The organism is Serratia sp. 2C06, assembly GCF_050037615.1.
Taxonomy (GTDB): domain Bacteria; phylum Pseudomonadota; class Gammaproteobacteria; order Enterobacterales; family Enterobacteriaceae; genus Serratia; species Serratia ureilytica.
This window is the reverse complement of the sequence record NZ_CP188299.1, coordinates 351640-368771: the sequence shown is the minus strand read 5'-3', so window position 1 is coordinate 368771 and position 17132 is coordinate 351640. Positions and strand designations below refer to the sequence as shown.

General features: G+C 61.3%; 14 protein-coding genes. 4 read left to right on the top strand and 10 right to left on the bottom strand.

The genetic code is table 11. The annotated features are described in order from the left end of the window. Positions 1-197: 197 nt before the first annotated feature. Positions 198-1085 (top strand): AraC family transcriptional regulator, encoded by an 888-nt coding sequence (locus tag ACP3TA_RS02140; protein ID WP_230328451.1) that lies wholly within the window; start codon positions 198-200, stop codon positions 1083-1085. 19 nt (positions 1086-1104) lie between these two features. Here the strand turns inward: ACP3TA_RS02140 and ACP3TA_RS02135 are convergent, their stop codons facing one another. Continuing rightward, positions 1105-2133, bottom strand: a complete 1029-nt coding sequence (locus tag ACP3TA_RS02135; RefSeq protein WP_089195190.1) for a zinc-dependent alcohol dehydrogenase family protein — start codon at positions 2131-2133, stop codon at positions 1105-1107. 107 nt (positions 2134-2240) lie between these two features. Between ACP3TA_RS02135 and ACP3TA_RS02130 the strand changes: the two genes are divergently transcribed. After that, on the top strand, positions 2241-3161 hold the full coding sequence (locus tag ACP3TA_RS02130) for a LysR family transcriptional regulator (RefSeq protein ID WP_042785382.1): 921 nt from the start codon (positions 2241-2243) through the stop codon (positions 3159-3161). 10 nt (positions 3162-3171) lie between these two features. Here the strand turns inward: ACP3TA_RS02130 and ACP3TA_RS02125 are convergent, their stop codons facing one another. Beyond that, complete coding sequence (locus tag ACP3TA_RS02125) at positions 3172-3834, bottom strand: DedA family protein (RefSeq protein WP_033644630.1); 663 nt, start codon at positions 3832-3834, stop codon at positions 3172-3174. A 145-nt stretch (positions 3835-3979) separates the two neighbouring features. After that, on the bottom strand, positions 3980-5176 hold the full coding sequence (metC, locus tag ACP3TA_RS02120) for a cystathionine beta-lyase (RefSeq protein ID WP_426784488.1): 1197 nt from the start codon (positions 5174-5176) through the stop codon (positions 3980-3982). Between the two features lie 430 nt (positions 5177-5606). Between metC and exbB the strand changes: the two genes are divergently transcribed. Together exbB and exbD are read left to right on the top strand one after the other, a co-directional pair. Then, a complete protein-coding gene (exbB, locus tag ACP3TA_RS02115) occupies positions 5607-6584 on the top strand; it encodes a tol-pal system-associated acyl-CoA thioesterase (RefSeq protein ID WP_080273417.1) in 978 nt (325 codons plus the stop codon). Positions 6585-6587: 3 nt separating this feature from the next. Further along, complete coding sequence (gene exbD, locus ACP3TA_RS02110) at positions 6588-7010, top strand: TonB system transport protein ExbD (protein WP_004937307.1); 423 nt, start codon at positions 6588-6590, stop codon at positions 7008-7010. Positions 7011-7065: 55 nt separating this feature from the next. Here exbD and ACP3TA_RS02105 read toward each other — a convergent pair whose 3' ends face one another. The 7 genes from ACP3TA_RS02105 to ACP3TA_RS02075 all read right to left on the bottom strand — a co-directional run bounded on the left by ACP3TA_RS02105 (position 7066) and on the right by ACP3TA_RS02075 (position 17123). Continuing rightward, positions 7066-8109: a LacI family DNA-binding transcriptional regulator gene (locus ACP3TA_RS02105; RefSeq protein WP_060660240.1), complete on the bottom strand. Its 1044-nt coding sequence runs from the start codon at positions 8107-8109 to the stop codon at positions 7066-7068. A 21-nt stretch (positions 8110-8130) separates the two neighbouring features. Beyond that, the gene (locus tag ACP3TA_RS02100; RefSeq protein ID WP_101453878.1) at positions 8131-9540 is read right to left on the bottom strand and encodes a sucrose-6-phosphate hydrolase; all 1410 of its coding nucleotides are present in this window, start codon (positions 9538-9540) and stop codon (positions 8131-8133) included. Further along, positions 9540-10910, bottom strand: coding sequence for a sucrose-specific PTS transporter subunit IIBC (locus ACP3TA_RS02095; RefSeq protein WP_033644635.1), 1371 nt, complete (start codon positions 10908-10910; stop codon positions 9540-9542). Before ACP3TA_RS02095 ends, ACP3TA_RS02100 begins: the two co-directional genes overlap by 1 nt. Positions 10911-10973: 63 nt before the next feature. Beyond that, the gene (locus ACP3TA_RS02090; RefSeq protein ID WP_101453879.1) at positions 10974-12383 is read right to left on the bottom strand and encodes a carbohydrate porin; all 1410 of its coding nucleotides are present in this window, start codon (positions 12381-12383) and stop codon (positions 10974-10976) included. 195 nt (positions 12384-12578) lie between these two features. After that, a complete protein-coding gene (locus tag ACP3TA_RS02085; RefSeq protein WP_047573657.1) occupies positions 12579-13505 on the bottom strand; it encodes an aminoimidazole riboside kinase in 927 nt (308 codons plus the stop codon). Between the two features lie 197 nt (positions 13506-13702). After that, entirely contained in the window at positions 13703-15826 is a 2124-nt protein-coding gene (locus tag ACP3TA_RS02080) for a TonB-dependent receptor family protein (RefSeq protein WP_122016822.1), read from the bottom strand. A gap of 160 nt (positions 15827-15986) precedes the next feature. Then, on the bottom strand, positions 15987-17123 hold the full coding sequence (locus ACP3TA_RS02075; RefSeq protein ID WP_033651309.1) for an ABC transporter substrate-binding protein: 1137 nt from the start codon (positions 17121-17123) through the stop codon (positions 15987-15989). Positions 17124-17132 lie beyond the last annotated feature (9 nt).

Genomic DNA, 17132 nt, shown 5'->3' with positions numbered 1-17132 from the left:
CGCCAAAGCGGCGCAAAGGTTTCTGGCCCGTATTGTCAGCAACCTGGCGGTAACGCACAATGCACATTCCTGTTTGGTTCTTGCCTATTTCTACAGCTGATTGTAGAAATAGAGAGTTTTAAATTATGATTTATGCCGAATCGTTCTGACTGTAAGAGGGTGTTTCCGTGATTGAAATCGATGCGCTGCGCAGCCGCATGGCGCGCCAGGCGATGGCTATCGCCACCGGCAACGGCTATACGCCGTCACCGGTGCCGCGGGTGAAGATCCTGTATGTCGATCGCCACTGCCCGCGCCAGCCGGTGATGTACGAACCGGGGATCGTCATCATCTTTCAGGGGCACAAGGTCGGCTATTGCGGCAGCAAGGTGTTCCAGTACGATCCGCGCAACTACCTGCTGATGACGGTGCCGCTGCCGTTCGAGTGCGAAACCTTCGCCAGCCCGGAGCTGCCGCTGGTTGGATTGGCGGTCAATATCGATACCCAAATGCTGCAGGACTTGCTGATCGACATCGGCGACGACGACTACCTGATGCAGCCGCGCGCGGAGAGCAACGGCGTAAACCTGGCCGAGCTGACGGAAGAGCTGTTGTGCGCCACCGAACGTCTGCTGGACGTGATGGCCAAGCCGCTCGACGCTCGGGTGTTGGGGCCGCAGATCGTGCGCGAGATCCTCTACTACGTGCTGCGCGGCGCCTGCGGCGCGTCGCTGCAGGAGCTGGTCAACCGTCATACCCATTTCAGTCAGATCGCCAAGGCGCTGCGGCGCATAGAAAATCAGTATGCCGAGAGCCTCAACGTCGAGCAGTTGGCCGGCGAGGTCAACATGAGCGTGTCGGCGTTTCACCATAACTTCAAGGCGGTGACCAACACCTCGCCGCTGCAGTACGTGAAGTCGTACCGGCTGCACAAGGCGCGTTTGCTGATGGTGCATGATGGCCTGAAGGCCAGTACCGCGGCGATCCGCGTCGGCTACGAGAGCGCGTCGCAGTTCAGCCGTGAATTCAAACGCCTGTTTGGCGTCACGCCGGGGGATGAAGTCGCCCGGCTGCGCGACGCCAATCCGCTGATGCTGGAGGGGTGAGCCGCCGCCGGGCGGCGGGCTATGGGGTTAGCACGATCTTGCCGAACGGGCCGCGATCGAGGTGATCCAACGCCTGCGGCAGTTGATCGAGCCGGTATACCTGGTCGATCACCGGCTGCAGGTTGACGGCGTCCACGGCGCGCACCAGATCTTCCAGCGCGCGGCGGTGGCCGACGCCGATGCCCTGGATCTCCGCCGATTTCAGCAGCAGCAGGCCGGCGGGGGCGGAGATCTCGGCGCCCGCCAGCACGCCGATCACTGAGATGCGGCCGCCCACCGCCACGGCGCGCACCGAGTTGCCCAAATTCGGGCCGCCGACGGTATCGATCACATGGTCGATGCCGCGATCCTGCGTCAGCGCATAAATCGCCTCCACCCAATCGCCGTCCAGCCGGTTGATGCCATGATTGGCGCCCAATGCCAGGGCTCGCGCCAGCTTTTCATCGCTGCCGGAGGTGACATAGACCTCCGCGCCGTGGGCTTTGGCGATCTGCAGCGCGAACAACGCCACGCCGCCGGTGCCTTGCACCAGTACCGTCTCGCCGGCATGCAGTTTGCCCTGTTCCACCAGCGCGAACCAGGCGGTCAGCCCGGCGCAAGGCAGGGTGCTGGCCTGCACGTCGTCCAGCGACGCCGGTGCCGCCACCAACCAGTCTTCATGCAAAATCACGTATTCCGCCAGCACGCCCTGATAGAAGCCGCCAAGGGTGTGGTAAGGCGCCTGGCGCGCATTGCCGTACGGTTTTTGCCGGCCGTCGATCCAGCCGGGGCTGAAGGTAGAAATGACCCGGGCGCCGGGTTGGAAACGGCTGACGCCGGGTCCGACGGCGTCGACCTCGCCGGCCATGTCCGAGGTGGGGGTGAACGACTGCGGCAGCGTCAGCCCCATGCCGCTTTCAATCATCATTTTGTCGCGGTAGTTGAGCGCTACCGCCTTCACTTTCACTCTGATCTCGCGCGGCCCCGGCTGCGGGATCGCGTCGGTGGTCAGCTGCAGGTGTTCACGCCCCAGGGCGTCCATCGTCCAGCGTTGCATCGTGTCGGTCATGATGTTCTCCAAAGTCTGCGATTAACGACCTGTCGATAATATCGTTGATGAAGGTTCGCCAGTGGCGATAAGATTTCCGCAGATTGTTTCTTTTAGAGCGACAAACCATGAGCGATCGATTGAGCGGCATTTCGGTATTCGTCACCGCCGTGGAGGCGGGCAGTTTTGCGTTGGCGGCCAGTCGGCTGCACCTGTCGCGCTCGGCGGTGGGGAAAACGATCGCCCGGCTGGAACAGCGGCTGGGCGTGCGGCTGTTTCATCGCACCACCCGCAGCCAGAGCCTGACCGACGATGGCGCGTTGTTCTATGAGCGTTGCCTGCGGGCGCTGGAGGAGATCCGCGGCGCGGAAACGCTGCTGGAGTCGGGCAAGCGGCAGGTCAGTGGCCGGCTGCGGGTATCGATGCCGGTGTTGTTTGGCCGCATGTGCATCGCGCCGCTGCTGACCGAGCTGACGCGTGAGCATCCCGGCCTGGAGCTGGAGCTGTCGTTCAGCGATCGGGTGGTGGATCTGATTGAGGACGGCTTCGATATGGCGATCCGCAACGGCACGTTGGCCAACAGCAATGGGCTGGTGGCGCGGCGCATCGGCGATCACCGCATGACGCTGTGCGCCTCGCCGGCCTATCTGCAGCGGTGCGGCGAACCGCACAGCATTGAGCAACTGGCTCAGCACGAGGCGGTGACCTATATGCGCGCCGGCGCGCGGCGCAGCTGGCGGGTGCTGGACGAGAACGGCGAGCCGCAGGAAGTGATGCCGAATAACCGATTGCAGATGGACGATTTGCAGGCGATTGCGGATGCGGCGACGGCCGGGTTCGGCATCGCCTGGCTGCCGTGTTGGCTGGTGCGTGAGCAGCTGTTGAGCGGGGCGCTGGTGCGCCTGCTGCGCGATCGGCCCGGCGCCGCCTTTGAAGCGCATGCGGTGTGGCCGCACACGCCTCACCTGCCGCTGAAGGTGCGGCTGGCGGTGGATACGCTGGTGAGCAAGTTGCCGCCTCGCCTGGCGTTGGTCGAGAAAGCGCTGTAGCGCGCCGGGATCAGGAAGAGGAGGCGCGTTTTTTACGCCAGACCACCAGCATGGCGCCGAGCAGGCCGACGAACAGCAGCAGCAGCGGCAGCAGCATCAGGCCGGTCATCACCTGGCTTTCGTGGCGTTTCACCAGCGGAATTTGGCTGAAAGCGTAGCCGAGGCCGACCAGCGCGCAGACCCAGATCGCTGCGCTCAGCCAGTTGAAAACCTGGAAGCGCGAGCTGTTGAGCCCGGAAATGCCGGCCATGGTCGGCAGCAGCGTACGCACGAAGCCGAGGAAGCGGCCGATCAGCAGCGCCGTCAGCCCGTGGCGGTTGAACAGGTTATGCGCGCGCTGATGGTATTGCGCCGGCAGTTGCAGCAGCCAGCCTTTCACCAGGCTGGTGTGGCCCAGCCAGCGGCCCTGGATATAGCTCAGCCAGCAGCCGAGGCCGGCGGCGGCGGTCAGAATCAGCAGGGTGGGGGCAAAGCCCATCACGCCTTTGGCGATCAGCGCACCCGACAGCAGCAGCAGGCTGTCGCCGGGGAGGAAGGAGGCGGGCAGCAGTCCGTTTTCCAAAAACAAGGTGGTGAAAAGTACGGCGTAAACCACCCAAATCACGCTGGGATCGGCGAGGGCGATGAAGTCCTGCTGCCAAAGCGCATGAATAATCTCTCGTAATACATCCATTTTATGTCCTGTTGCATGCCGGTTGCGCCCGGGGTCACGTTCTCCAGGATGCGGCGGTTACCGTATCTGACAGTTACCCGGTTAGTGTACCGCTAATAGCTTAAGCCGACATTAAACGAGACGAAGAAAATTACCGGAATCCGCCTTAGCGCACGCCGTTGAGGCGATCGAAGCCGGCCGCCAGATCGGCGATCAGGTCTTCGACGTTCTCCAGACCGATATGCAATCGCACCAGCGTGCCGGAAAAATCGACGCCGCCCGCCGGGCGGATCGCTTCCAGTTCTTCCGGCTGATTGGCCAGGATCAGCGACTCGAAGCCGCCCCAGGAGTAGGCCATGCTGAAGTGGCTGAAGTTGTCCAGGTAAGCGGCCAGCTGCGCCTCATCCAGCCGCTCTTTCAGCACGAAAGAGAACAGCCCGTTGCAGCCGCTGAAGTCGCGGCGGTAGAACGCGTGGCCCTTGCAGCTGGGCAGGGCCGGGTGATTGACCGTCGCCACCTCCGGCCGTTCGGCCAGCCAGTTGGCGACCTCAATGCTGCTGCGTTCGTGCTGCTTGAGCCGCACGCTCAGGGTGCGCAGGCCGCGGCTCGCCATGTAGGCGGTGTCGGCATCCACCATCTGCCCCATCAGATAGGAGTACTCGCGCAGTTGCTCCCAACAGCGCGCGTTGGCGACGGCGGTGCCGAGCATGTAATCGGAATGGCCGATCAGGTATTTGGTGCCGGCCTGAATGGAAATGTCGATGTCGAAATCCAGCGCCTTGAACAGCACGCCCGCCGCCCAGGTGTTGTCTATCATGATCACCACGTCCGGCGCCACGGCGCGAATGGCCTGCACCATCGCCGGGATATCCTGCACTTCCAGGGTGATGGAGCCGGGGGACTCAAGGAACACCACGCGGGTATTGGGTTGGATAAGCGTGGCGATGTCGGCGCCGATCAGCGGATCGAAATAGGTGGTGCTGACGTTCATGCGACCGAGGATGTGGGTGCAGAAATCCTGGGTAGGTTCGTACGCCGAACCCGTGACCAGCAGGTGATCGCCGGCGCCGACGAACGACAGGATCGCATTGGCCACCGCCGCCGCGCCGCAGGGGTACAGCACGCAGCCGGCGCCGCCCTCCAGCTCGACCATCGCATCCTGCAGGGCGAAGTGGGTCAGCGTGCCGCGTCGGCCGTAAAACAGCTCACCGTGGGCGCGTTGCGCGGTGGCGTGCTTTTTGGCGGCAACGGAGTCGAAGACCAAAGAAGAGGCGCGTTGCGTGACGGGATTGACGGAGCCCTGGGTGTAGCGTTTGCCGCGGCCGGCGCCGATCAGCGTGGTTTCGATGTGTTTTGACGTCATGGTACCTGGCTCACCTCTGGTTGCTCTGCACTGCCCGTTTGCGATAGCCCTTACGTTAGCATGAGTTATTATAGCCATCCAGACGTTTTAACTTCTGGATATAGAAACGGCTATAATTGGCTGCCGCCCGCGCATTTTTCGCGTCATCCTTCTGCCGAGCGGCCAGAGAGAAGCCCATTCATCGGTCGAGACGCCGTTCGGCAGCGTGGCGTTGTTGCGCCGTTGTGGGAGAAAAGTAACGAAATCGCCCTATAAAAGGGGCTTTTAGCGGTGAACGGGCGTAGATTGGCGTTTGGTTGCGGAGGTGTCTAAAATTTTCTCGTTTATTTGGTAAATAATAATGAGAACTACTATCAATCCCCGGTTGGTTTGATATGATCGCACGCTGAATTATTCCTTAATTTTGATCGGTAATGGGTGGAGGCACAGCGTGAAAACGGCTGGCAAGAATTTAAATCAAGGATCGTTCGGCCAGGGCCGGGCGCAGTGGGGCAAGGCCTTTGGCCGCAGCCTGATGGCTTCTATGGTGCTGGTTGTGGGGCTGGCCGGCAGCGCGCAGGCAGCGCCGGCGGCCAATCCGGCCGTTACCGAAAGCGTTGCGCCGACCACCGCGCCTGCACCAGCAGCCGCTGCGCCGGAAAGCATCACGCCGGTGAACCCGGCACCGACGATCCAGCCACCGGAAACCCGCGGCATGGACCTGTCCATTTGGGGCATGTACCAGCACGCCGACGCGGTGGTGAAAGCGGTGATGATCGGCCTGGTGCTGGCGTCTATCGTGACCTGGACCATTTTGTTCGCTAAAGGCAGCGAACTGCTGCGCGCCAAGCGCCGTCTGCGCCGCGAGCAGCTGGCGCTGGCCGAAGCGCGCTCGCTGGATGAAGCTTCCGAGCTGGCGCAAAACTTCTCCGCGGAGAGTGTCAGTGCGGTGCTGCTGAACGATGCGCAAAATGAGCTGGAGCTGTCTGCGGAATCCAACGACAACAACGGCATCAAAGAACGCACCGGTTTCCGCCTCGAGCGCCGCGTGGCGGCCTACAGCCGCAACATGGGCCGCGGCAACGGCTTTCTGGCCACCATCGGCGCCATCTCGCCGTTCGTCGGCCTGTTCGGTACCGTATGGGGCATCATGAACAGCTTCATCGGCATCGCCCATTCGCAGACCACCAACCTGGCGGTCGTGGCGCCGGGCATCGCCGAGGCGCTGCTGGCAACCGCAATGGGCCTGGTGGCGGCGATCCCTGCGGTAGTGATCTACAACATCTTCGCCCGCGTCATCAGCGGCCATCGCGCCCAGGTAGGCGATGTGGCGGCGCAGGTCTTGCTGTTGCAGGGCCGCGATCTGGATCTGGCCGCAACGGCGGAAGCCAAGCGCTCACAGCACGCACATCAACTGCGGGCGGGGTGAGTCATGGCGATGCGCTTAAATGAAGATCTGGACGACAGCGGCGAACTGCATGAAATCAACGTGACGCCGTTTATCGACGTCATGTTGGTGCTGTTGATCATCTTTATGGTGGCCGCGCCGCTGGCAACGGTAGATATCCGCGTCGATCTGCCGGCTTCTTCCGCCAAGCCGCAGCCGCGGCCGGAAAAACCGGTCTTCCTGTCGGTGAAGGCCGACAAGCAGCTCTACGTCGGCGATCAGCCGGTGAATGCCGATCAGCTGACCTCGGTGCTGGATCAACGCACCCAGGCTAACAAAGAAACCACCATCTTCTTCCAGGCGGACAAGAGCGTGGACTATGAAACGCTGATGAGCGTGATGGACACCCTGCGTAAAGCCGGCTACCTGAAAGTGGGGCTGGTGGGCATGGAGGGCGCCGCCAAGTAGCGGCAGCAAAACGATAAAGGGCGCTCAGGCGCCCTTTTTTATTGATTCTGAGATATCACTCCCCGGCTAACAAAGCCCGGGAACCGGCATGACGCCAGTGGATACGGCCCGGCAGATAAAGCGCGCTCTGTTCCAGCGGCCGTTCGTCGATAAGAGCGGTGACATTGTCGAAGCTATGTTGCGCCAGTGCCAGGCAGTCTTGCGCGACCGTGTCTATCTTCAGCGTCATGCAGTCGAACAGGTAGTGATCGTCGAAGCTGCACAGGTGAATGTCGCTCTCCATCAGCTGATGCTGAGTCAGATAACGCAATACGCCTTCCAGCAGGCCACAGGCGGCGGTAAACAGCGCTTTGGGCGGACGCCCCAACTGTGCGCACAGCTGAGCGAACATCTCGTAACCTGAGCTGGGGTGATAGTTGCCGTTGATGATCCATTCCGGTTTGCACGTTACGCCGGCGCGCTCCAGGCCAAGCTGGAAGCCGGCCAGGCGATCGCGGGTCGGCGAAATGCGCGGCTGCCCGCCGAGAAAATAGATCTCATCCGGATGTTGGCGCGCGACCGTTTCCACCAGGTCGGCGGTCGAATTGACCGAATCGGTGATCACCAGCGGCAGTTCGGAGCCGGCGATCAGGCGATCCATCTGCACCACCGGCAGCCCGGCGTTGATCTTCTGGTATTCTGCGTCGTTCAACTGGCTGGAGGCGACGATCAAGCCGTCCACCTGCCGCTGTACCAGACTGTTCACCGCCATCATCTCCTGCGCCGGGTTTTCATCGGTGCAGGCGATCAACAGCTGCAGGCCGGCTTCGCGGCACAGCGTTTCCAGCTCGCGTGAAATCACCGCAAAGCCGTAGTTGGTCATCTCCGGCACCACCAGCCCCAGCGTGTGGCTGCGGTTGGAGCGCAGGGAGCGGGCGTGGATGCTGGGCTGATAATGGTGTTCGTGCGCCAGCGCCAGAACGCGATCGCGGGTGTCGTCGGACACCCGATATTCCTTGCTGCGGCCGTTCAGCACCAGGCTGGCGGTCGATTTCGACACCCCGGCCAGCGTGGCGATGTCACTGATGGTAATGCGTTTATTTTTTTTCACTGACGCCATCTGAAGTCATCGGAGGATGCGTCATTCTAGCATGCATGGCGTCAGCGGCCAGTATTCCAACGCCAGCGGCGCGTTTCCGGACAGCCGCAGTTGCGGCTCAATGGCCGGGAAGTAGCGCGCGCTCATCACGGCCTCGCCGCGGTTGATGAAGATCTCCACGCTGGAACGATCGAACAGCAGCTGCAGATGCGTGACCGGGCCGCGCCAGTAACGGTGCTCCGGCTGGCCGTCGGCCAGGGAAGCGCGCGTCAGCCGCAGCCTTTCGCCGTCCCAGTTCAGCGTCATGGCGTCGCCAAACGCGGCGCTGAACGCGCCCTGCGGCGTCAACTGCAGCTCCGCAGCCCCCAGCGCATAGGCGGGGGCACCATCGGCACGGCCTTGCCAGCATGTTCGCTCGCCGCGCAGCTGTTGCAGCTCGCGCGCCGGGCGCTGGTGGAGCCGGCCATGCCGCAGCGACAGCTCGCGCGGGCAGGTCATGGTGTGGATCCAGCCGTAACGGCGCGTCGGATGGGCTTCTTCATCTTGCTCGGGCACGCCCATCCAGCCGAACAGCAAGCGGCGGCCATCTTCCGCCAGCGTCGTCTGCGGCGCATAAAACTCGAAGCCGGCGTCCAGTTCGCGGAATTCGCCGTGACGGAAGGCCGCCTGGCGGTAATCCAGCTTGCCGATCAGATAACCGGCCTGATAGCGATTGAGGTAGCGTTCCGGCTGCGGCGCCAGCCCCTGCGGGCAGCAGATCAACACGTCAGCGTCGTCCAGCGAGAACAGATCCGGGCACTCCCACATGTAGCCGAATTCGCCTAAGCCGTTCAGGCCGGAACCGGCGATCTCGCCCAGCGGTTGCCAGCCGCGCAGATCGGCGGAGCGCAGTAACAGCACCTTGCCGCGATCCTGCAAGTCCCGCGCGCCGAGCACCATGTACCACGCATTCTGATGACGCCACACTTTCGGATCGCGTACGTGCCCGCTGTAGCCCGCCGGCAGCGGCAGCACCGGCCCGAGTTTGCGGTACTCGCCCCGATCGCTTTCCTGAGCCAGGCACTGGTAAGCGGTGCGTGAGCCGTCGGGGAATTTCACGTTGCCGGTGTAGATCAGCGTGATTTTGTCTTCCGCCACCACCGCCGAGCCGGAGTAACAGCCGTGGCTGTCGTAACAGGCGCCCGGCGCCAGGGCGATCGGCTGATGCGCCCAACGCAGCAAGTCGGTCGACTGCCAATGTCCCCAGCACTTGTTGCGATGGTCGCAGCCCAGCGGATTCCATTGATAGAACAGATGATAAACGCCGTTGTGCTGAATGAAGCCGTTGGGATCGTTCAGCAGGCCAACGCTGGGCGCCAGATGCCAGGCCGGGCGGTGCGGATCGCGCAGCGCGAGTGGCAGGCCGTTCATGACCGCCCGCATTGCCTGTTTGATTAAGCTGAGTTCCTCCATCATTGCGCGTCCGTTTTATATTTCAGCAGCAGGGAGAGGGCGAAGGCGCTGCCAAACGCGATCGCCAGGCCGATGATATAGCTGACCAGCGAACTGGCCTGCACGATCGCCATGCCGGGGATCGCCGTCAGCCCGACCGCGTTCATGCCGACATGATTGGCCACCACCCAGGCGCCGCCGAGCGCGCCGCCCGCCAGCGCCGCCAGGAACGGTTTCACGAAGCGCAGGTTGATGCCGAACAGCGCCGCCTCGGTGATGCCGAGCATGGCGGAAAAGGCTGAAGGCACCGCGATGGCTTTGATTTTGGCATCGCGCGTTTTGAAATACACCGCCAGGCAGGCGCCGCCCTGAGCGATGTTGGCCATCGACCAAATCGGCAGCAGGAAGTTGACGCCGATGTTGGGGTTGCCGAGCAGCCCGGCCTCCACCGCGTGGAAGCTGTGATGGATGCCGGTGATGACAATGGCGGAATAGAGGCCGCCGAACAGCAGGCCGGCGAACCAACCGGCATGGGCGATCAGCGTGCTGAGCACGAAGGAGATGCCGTCGCCCAGCGCCCGGCCGGCGGGGCCGATAAACAGCAGGGCGACAAACCCGGAGATCACGACCGTCAGGAACGGTGTCAGGATCAAATCCAGCGCGTTGGGGATCACCTTGCGCAGGCGTTTTTCCAACAGGCTCATGAACCACACCGTCAGCAGCACCGGAAATACCGTGCCCTGATAGCCGATCATGGCGATCTCCAGACCGAAGAAGTTCATGGTATGGAACCCTCCGGCGACGCCCCAGGCGTTGGTCAGCGCCGGGTGCGTCAGAATGCCGCCGAGCGTGGCGCCCAGATAGGGGTTGCCGCCGAATTCGCGGGCGGCGGTGAAACCGATCAGAATCGGCAGGATAATGAACGCCGCCGAGCTGAACATGTTCAGCATCACGAACAGCGCGCTGTCGGCATCCGCCCAACCATAGGTTTTCACCATGCCGAGCAGCCCCATCAGCAGGCCGGAGGCGACGATGGCCGGGATGATCGGCACGAAGATGTTCGACAGCAGGCGGGCGATGCGCTGCAGCGGGTTGAGCTTTTTCGCCGCGATATCGGCGGCTTCGGCCTTGCTGGATTCGCTGACGCCCGCCGCCTTGATGAATTCCGCATGCACCTTGTTGACCAGCCCGGTGCCGAAGATCACCTGGATCTGACCGGCGTTGCTGAAGCAGCCTTTGACGCCGTCCAGTTTGCCGATGGCCTCTTTGTCCACCTTGCTGTCGTCCACCAGCACCAGGCGCAGGCGCGTGGCGCAGTGGGCGGCGCTGGCGATGTTCTCTTTACCGCCGAGCAGCGGCAACAGCGCGTTGGCGGTTGCGGTAATGTCCATGTTGTCCCCTTGCTGAATTAAAATGCCGCCGCGCTCTACGCGGCGGAAATACGTTCATCGATGTCAGAAGAAATACTTGAATCTGGCGCGCACGCCGTAACGCTGGTCGTTGTCGCCGTTGGCGATCTTGTTCTCGGCGTTGGCTTCCAGCAGCGAAACATAGGCGCCTAAATACACATTGAAATTCTTCATATTCATAATGTTAGGTATCTGATACGACGCGTGAACGGTGTGGATGTCGTAGTTGCCCGGCTCGCTGAGCGGATTGTGGATATCGGCGGCGATCCCGGCGGTATTGAACTCTTTGATGTTGTTGTGCGCATAGATATAACCCAGTTCGAAGCGCCGCCACAGCACGTTGACGCCGGCGGTCAAGTCCTGCTCGCCGGCGGCGTCCAGGTAGGCGGTGCTCAGGTTGGCCACCACGCCGTTATCCGGATCGGCCGCGTTGGTGTTCCAGCTCATGGTCATGCCGTAGCCGTTGCGCTTGGATTGATCGACGAAGCGGCCCTGGCTGTCCTGATAGCCGTAGGCATTATTCACCACGTTGCTTTCCATCGCCGCCGCGATGCTGAAGGCCTCTTTCTTCCAGGCGATCACCGGGCGCAAATAGGCGACGTTTTTCTTATTGTTCAGCGCATTGCCGTGGTAGCTGTTGTCCTGGAACAGCGAAGTGCCGTCTTCCACCAGCGTGTTCAGTTCGAAATAGACATCCCCGGCGTATTTGCTCAACATCAGGTTTCCGCCGCTGCTGCTGCGGCCACGGCCTTCTTTCATCATATAGATATAGCCAAAGCCGTCAGCGTAAAGATCGTTGGCGGTGTTGCCTGAATACTGAATGAAAGTGTCCTGATTCAGCGGGAACATGTCGTAGGCTTCGAAGCGGCCGATTTTGGTTTGCCAGTTCTTTTCATTGCCGAAGAAGAAAGCGGCGTCGTCCAGGTTCATTTTGCCGGTCATGTCCGCCAGCGGCTGGACGCTGAAACCGGAGAAGTTGCCGTCCGGATTGCGGCGATAGCCGTCCAGCCCCACCAGAATGCGGCCGTTGATGTCCCAGCGCTCTTTGTTGCCGGGTTTCCAATCCTTGTGATCGCTGCCTTTCAACGACGTCAGTTGGCCGCTGCGGCTGGCGCCGTCCAGATTGAACTCCACGTCGCCGTATAGCTTCAGATCGTTGAAGCCGTTCAGTTTTAGCGCGCCGGTCACGGGGGATTGCGTTTCCAGCGCGGCGGCGCGTTGCGCGACCCGCGCGGTTTGCCGCTCGGTGCTGGCGGTGCGCTGCTCCAGCTGTTGCGCCCGGCGTTCCGCCGCCGTGGCGCGGGTTTCAGCCTGAGCGGCGCGCTGTTCCGCCTGCGCCAGACGTTGTTCCAGCGCGTTAAGACGCGCCTCGATACTGCCGTCGCCGGAGGCTGCAGCGGCAGAAGTGGAGAGGAAAAGCCCTGTTGTTATCGCCAAATAGCTGAGTTTTTTCATCATCGTCTATCATCCGGGAAGGGTTGTTATTATTTTTTGCTAAATTGCTAAACCGGTTTTTCATGGCGAAAGATAACGATCGAGAAGCGGACTGGCAATCAAGTTTGCTAACCCGATTCAGCTATTGTGATCGAGTGCGCAAATCGTGGGGTTAAAAGACCACGGCGCCCAGGGGATCGCCGTGGTTGCAGGGGATCAGCGCAGAAAAGCGGCGAGCTCTTCGGCGCGCGGCAGGGCGGTCATGGCGCCTTTGGCGGTGGTGGCCAGCGCGCCGCAGGCCTGAGCCTGAGCGATAATCGCCGGCCATTGCGCTTCTTGCGGCAAAGCGTGAAGGCGCGCCAGGGCCGCTAACAGCCCGGCGACAAACGCGTCGCCGGCGCCGGTGGTATCGACCGGCACGACAGGCGCCGCGCGGAAATGACGCAGCCGTTGGCCGTCATGCACGTAGACGCCGTCGCCGCCCAGCGTGACCAGCAACAGGCGCAACGGGTAGGTTTGCATCATCCAGCGGATGCCGTTCTCCACATCGTCAAGATGGCTGATGAAAACCAGCTCTTCGCGCGACAGTTTCACCACGTCCGCCAGCAGCAACGCCTTTTGCAGGCAGGGGCGCAGCGCTTCCGGTTGGCGCCAGATCTCTTCGCGGATATTGGGATCGAAACTGACCCGCCCGCCGGCCGCCCGAATGTTTTCCATTGCCGTAAAGGCCGCGCTGCGGCTGGGCTCCTGCGACAGCGCGATGGAGCAGAGATGCAGCCACTCGCCGCGTTGGAAGGCCGGCAGATCGTCAGGCTGTAAAAACAGATCGGCACTGGGCTGTACCATGAACGTGAATGAGCGTTCACCGTGCTGATCGAGATCCACCACTACCGTGGAGGTGTGGTGTTCGGGATCCGAAAGCATATGGTCAATATCCACCCCTTCTTCGCTCAGCACCTGCTGCAGAAAGGCGCCGAAGCTGTCTTGCCCCACTCGGCCGATAAAGGCGCTGTCGCCGCCCAAGCGGGCGACGCCCACCGCCACGTTAGCCGGCGCGCCGCCGGGGCATTTAAGATAACTGTTTGAATTTTCTGGCACCAAATCGACCACTGCGTCGCCCAGCACCCATACGCGATTCGCCATGCTTAATCCCTGTTTCTACCGATGTCTGATGGGTGGCTAAAATAGAAGAACCGGTTTAGCAAAGCAATGAAATAATGCGTCAGGCGTTTGGGGAGTGAGGAAGATCAAAAAATAGGGCGGGTCAGGCGCAGGAAATACCGCCCGCGATGCGAGCGGGCGGTATGGATGAGCGAAGCGCCTGTAGTGGGCGCTGGGGGTCAGAATGCGACGGAACCCTGCACGAAGAAGGTGCGCGGTTCACCGACGTACTTGCCGAAGTTATTGTCGTTGGAGCGGGTAAAGTAGCGCTGATCGAACAGGTTTTTCACTCCGGCCCCCAGCGTCAGGTTCGATAGCTGCGGCCCGAAATTATATTCCCCGCGCATGTTCCACACCATGTAACCGGCGATATTGCCGAACTGACCATCGGCGCTTTCCTGCGTGACGTACTCCGGCCCGGTGCCCGGCGAATGCTGTTTGGACTGCGCGTAACCGTCCAGATTCCATACCCAGCTGCCGGTGGCGTAACGCGTACCGACGGTATAGACCTGGCGCGAGTAGAACGGCAGATCTTTACCGGCGAAGTCGCCCTTGTCGGTGCTGGCCTTGGTGTAGGTATAGCTGGTGTAGACGCTGGCGCCGTCGAGCGCCCGATTCAGCTCGCTGAGATCGTAGCTGAGCGCCAGCTCGATGCCTTTGTGCTTGGTGGCGCCCATGTTGGTCCAGCCCACGTCGTTGCTGATGTACTGCAGCTGGTTATCGAAGTCGATATAGAACAGCGTGGCCTCGGCCTTAACCACGGTGTCGTCGTAGCGGGTGCCGAACTCATAGGTACGCGCTTTTTCCGCCGTCAGCCCCGGCGCCGGCTGGTTGCCGTTGCCGCCTTTGGTCAGTTGGAAATACTGCATGCTGCCGAACGAGGTGTTGGCGTTGGCGAACAGTTTCCAGGCGTCAGACAGGTGGTACATCACGTTCAATGACGGCAGCGGCTCGCTGTAGCTTTTCTCGCGGCTGATGTTGTTGAACGAATCGTCCACGTGGGTGCGAATGCTTTCATAACGCAGGCCCGGCGTGACCGTCCAGTTGCCGACGTTAATGGTGTCGTCGATATAGAACGCGTTGGCTGCGGTGCCGCCAGAGGTGTGCTGGTAATAGTCCGGGGTCTCCGGCGTCGAGCCGATATTCGCCGGGTTATACCAGGCCGAACGAGACGCCTTTTCATCCATGGTTTCATTCAGGTAGCGGTAACCGAGGGTGATCTCGTGCGCCATATCCCAGAAACGGAAGACCTGCGAGTAACTTGGTTCGATCGCCCAGGTTGAATAGTGGCGCGGATAGGAGACCATGCGCCGCTGGCCCGCGTTTTTGCCGGTGCCTTCCGATTCGATGTTGCTGCCGCGGTAGCTGTCGGTGAAGTAGGTCAACACTTCGAACTGTTTGTCGTCTTCCTGATGTTTGTACTTGAACGACATATCCTTGCGGCGGCCTTCGAACTGGTCCCACGGCCGCGTGGACTGGAACGGGTTCTGCGCGTATTGCGCGCTGCTCAGCCCGCCCGGCATGCCGGCTTTGGCGTCGTAGTAGTGGAAATTGGCCAACAGTTCGTCGCGATCGGTAAACGCATAACGCGTTTTCAGCATGAAATCGTCGATGTCGGTGTTGTCGTTGTTGTCGCGGTAGCCCTGGCCGTGCAGGCCGGAATAGAGCAGTTCGGCGCCGAGACCGTTGTCTGCGGTGCCGCCCACCGAGGCGCTGGTCAGGGTCTTCAGGCCGCCGTGGCTGGCGCCCTGGGTTTGTACGCTGGCGGTGCCGCCAAACGTTTTGGGAATGTCTCGGGTAACGAAGTTGATCACGCCGCCGACGTTCTGCGGCCCGTAGCGCACCGCGCCGCCGCCGCGCACCACGTCAACCGATTGCAGGTTGCCGATCGACAGCGGCGCCATCGACAGCTGTGGCTGGCCGTAAGGCGCGACGGCCAACGGAACGCCGTCCATCAGAATGGTGGATCGCGGAGAAAGGCGTGAGGTCAGGCCGCGCACGCCGACGTTGAGCGAAATGTCGCTGCCGCCGGTGCCGTTGCTGTCGCGCACCTGCACGCCGGGCACACCGCGCAGGCTGTCGGCGATGGTTTGGTCGCCTTGCTCATGCATCTGCTGCTGAGTGACGATGGATCGCGCGCCCGGATGGTTGAGCAGCACCGAACTGGTATCAGGGTTGTCCAGCCAGTTGCCGACGACGGTTACCGTATCGGCATCGTTTTGAGATGAGTTATCAGCAGCAAGGATGGGGAAAGCAACGGCGATAGAGGTCGCCAGCAGGGAGAGGCGAAAAAGAATTGACATAATAATGCCTTAGAAGTTTCAGACCCGGATGTGTTTTTTTAGAAACGACAATCTTAATGATAATTATTGGCAAGTAAATAGAATTGTTATGGAATAGTTAAGCGGGTAACTACATGAAGGATGCCGGTAGCAGGGCCCGGTTGGCGGGCCCTGGCGGGGATTATTGCGGCGTAAGCCAGAAGACCCCGCTGTAATCCAGCGCGGTGAATTTCTGGTGCACGCTTTCGATATCCGCTTGCGGATCAATATCTTTAAACAGCGCCGGGTGCAGGAATTTGGCGATCGCCTCGACCGCGATAAAGTTGAGCGGCGTGTCGTAAAATTGATGATAAATCGCCATCACGCGTTTTTCTTTCACCGCTTTCAACACGTTAATGCCGGTGCGATCCAGCAGATGCGCCAGTTTCTTTTGGCTGGTGGCCATATCGGTGGTGTAGCCCAGCGGCACGGCCAGCGTACCGCGATGGCCACGGCTCCAGTCGGCGCCGGTCAGCAGATAGAAATCCGGATTGCTGGCGATCACTTGTTCGACGTTCACTTCACCGCCCATGTCTGAAAACAGTTTGCTGCCGATATTGTCGCCGCCGGCGGTATCGATAAACTGCCCGAAGCTGCCTTTGCCGAAGGTATTGCAGCACTGCTCGCCTTTGATGCCGGCGCTGCGTTCGATGAAGACGCTGGGGCGCTGCTCCGGTTTCAGCGTGGCGACGCGCTGGCGCACCAGCTCGAGGCGTTGCTGATAGAAACGGATAAAGGCGTCGGCGTTGGGCTGCTCGTCAAACACTTTGCCCAACAGCGCCATGCTGGCGACGGTGTTGGTCAGCGGCTGCTGGCGGAAATCGATGATCAGCACCGGGATGCCGACTTTTTCCAGCTGGGTCAGTACGCCGCTGTCCTTCAATTTGCTCAGCAGACCGATGTCGAAAATGATCAGGTCCGGTTGGCGCACCACCGCGCTCTCCACGCTGAAGTCACTGGTGTAGGGGTTGTCGAAGGTAGGGATTTGCATGACCTGCGGGAATTTTTTCGCATAGGCCTCAACCAGATCCGGCGCTTTGACCTTCAGCGAGTTGTCCCAGGCAATGATATTTTTCAGCGGCTCCTGCGGATGCAGAATATTCAGCGCCAGCAGTGCGCGGGCATCGGCCAGGATAACGCGCTTGGCCGGTTGCGGCAGGGTGACCTGACGGCCGGCGACATCGGTGACGACGATCGGCGCGGCTTGAGCGGCCCCGGCCAACAGCAACACACAGGCGGCCAACCAGCGGCCGGCTTTGGCGATAAGAACAGCGGGCATGAAGATCCT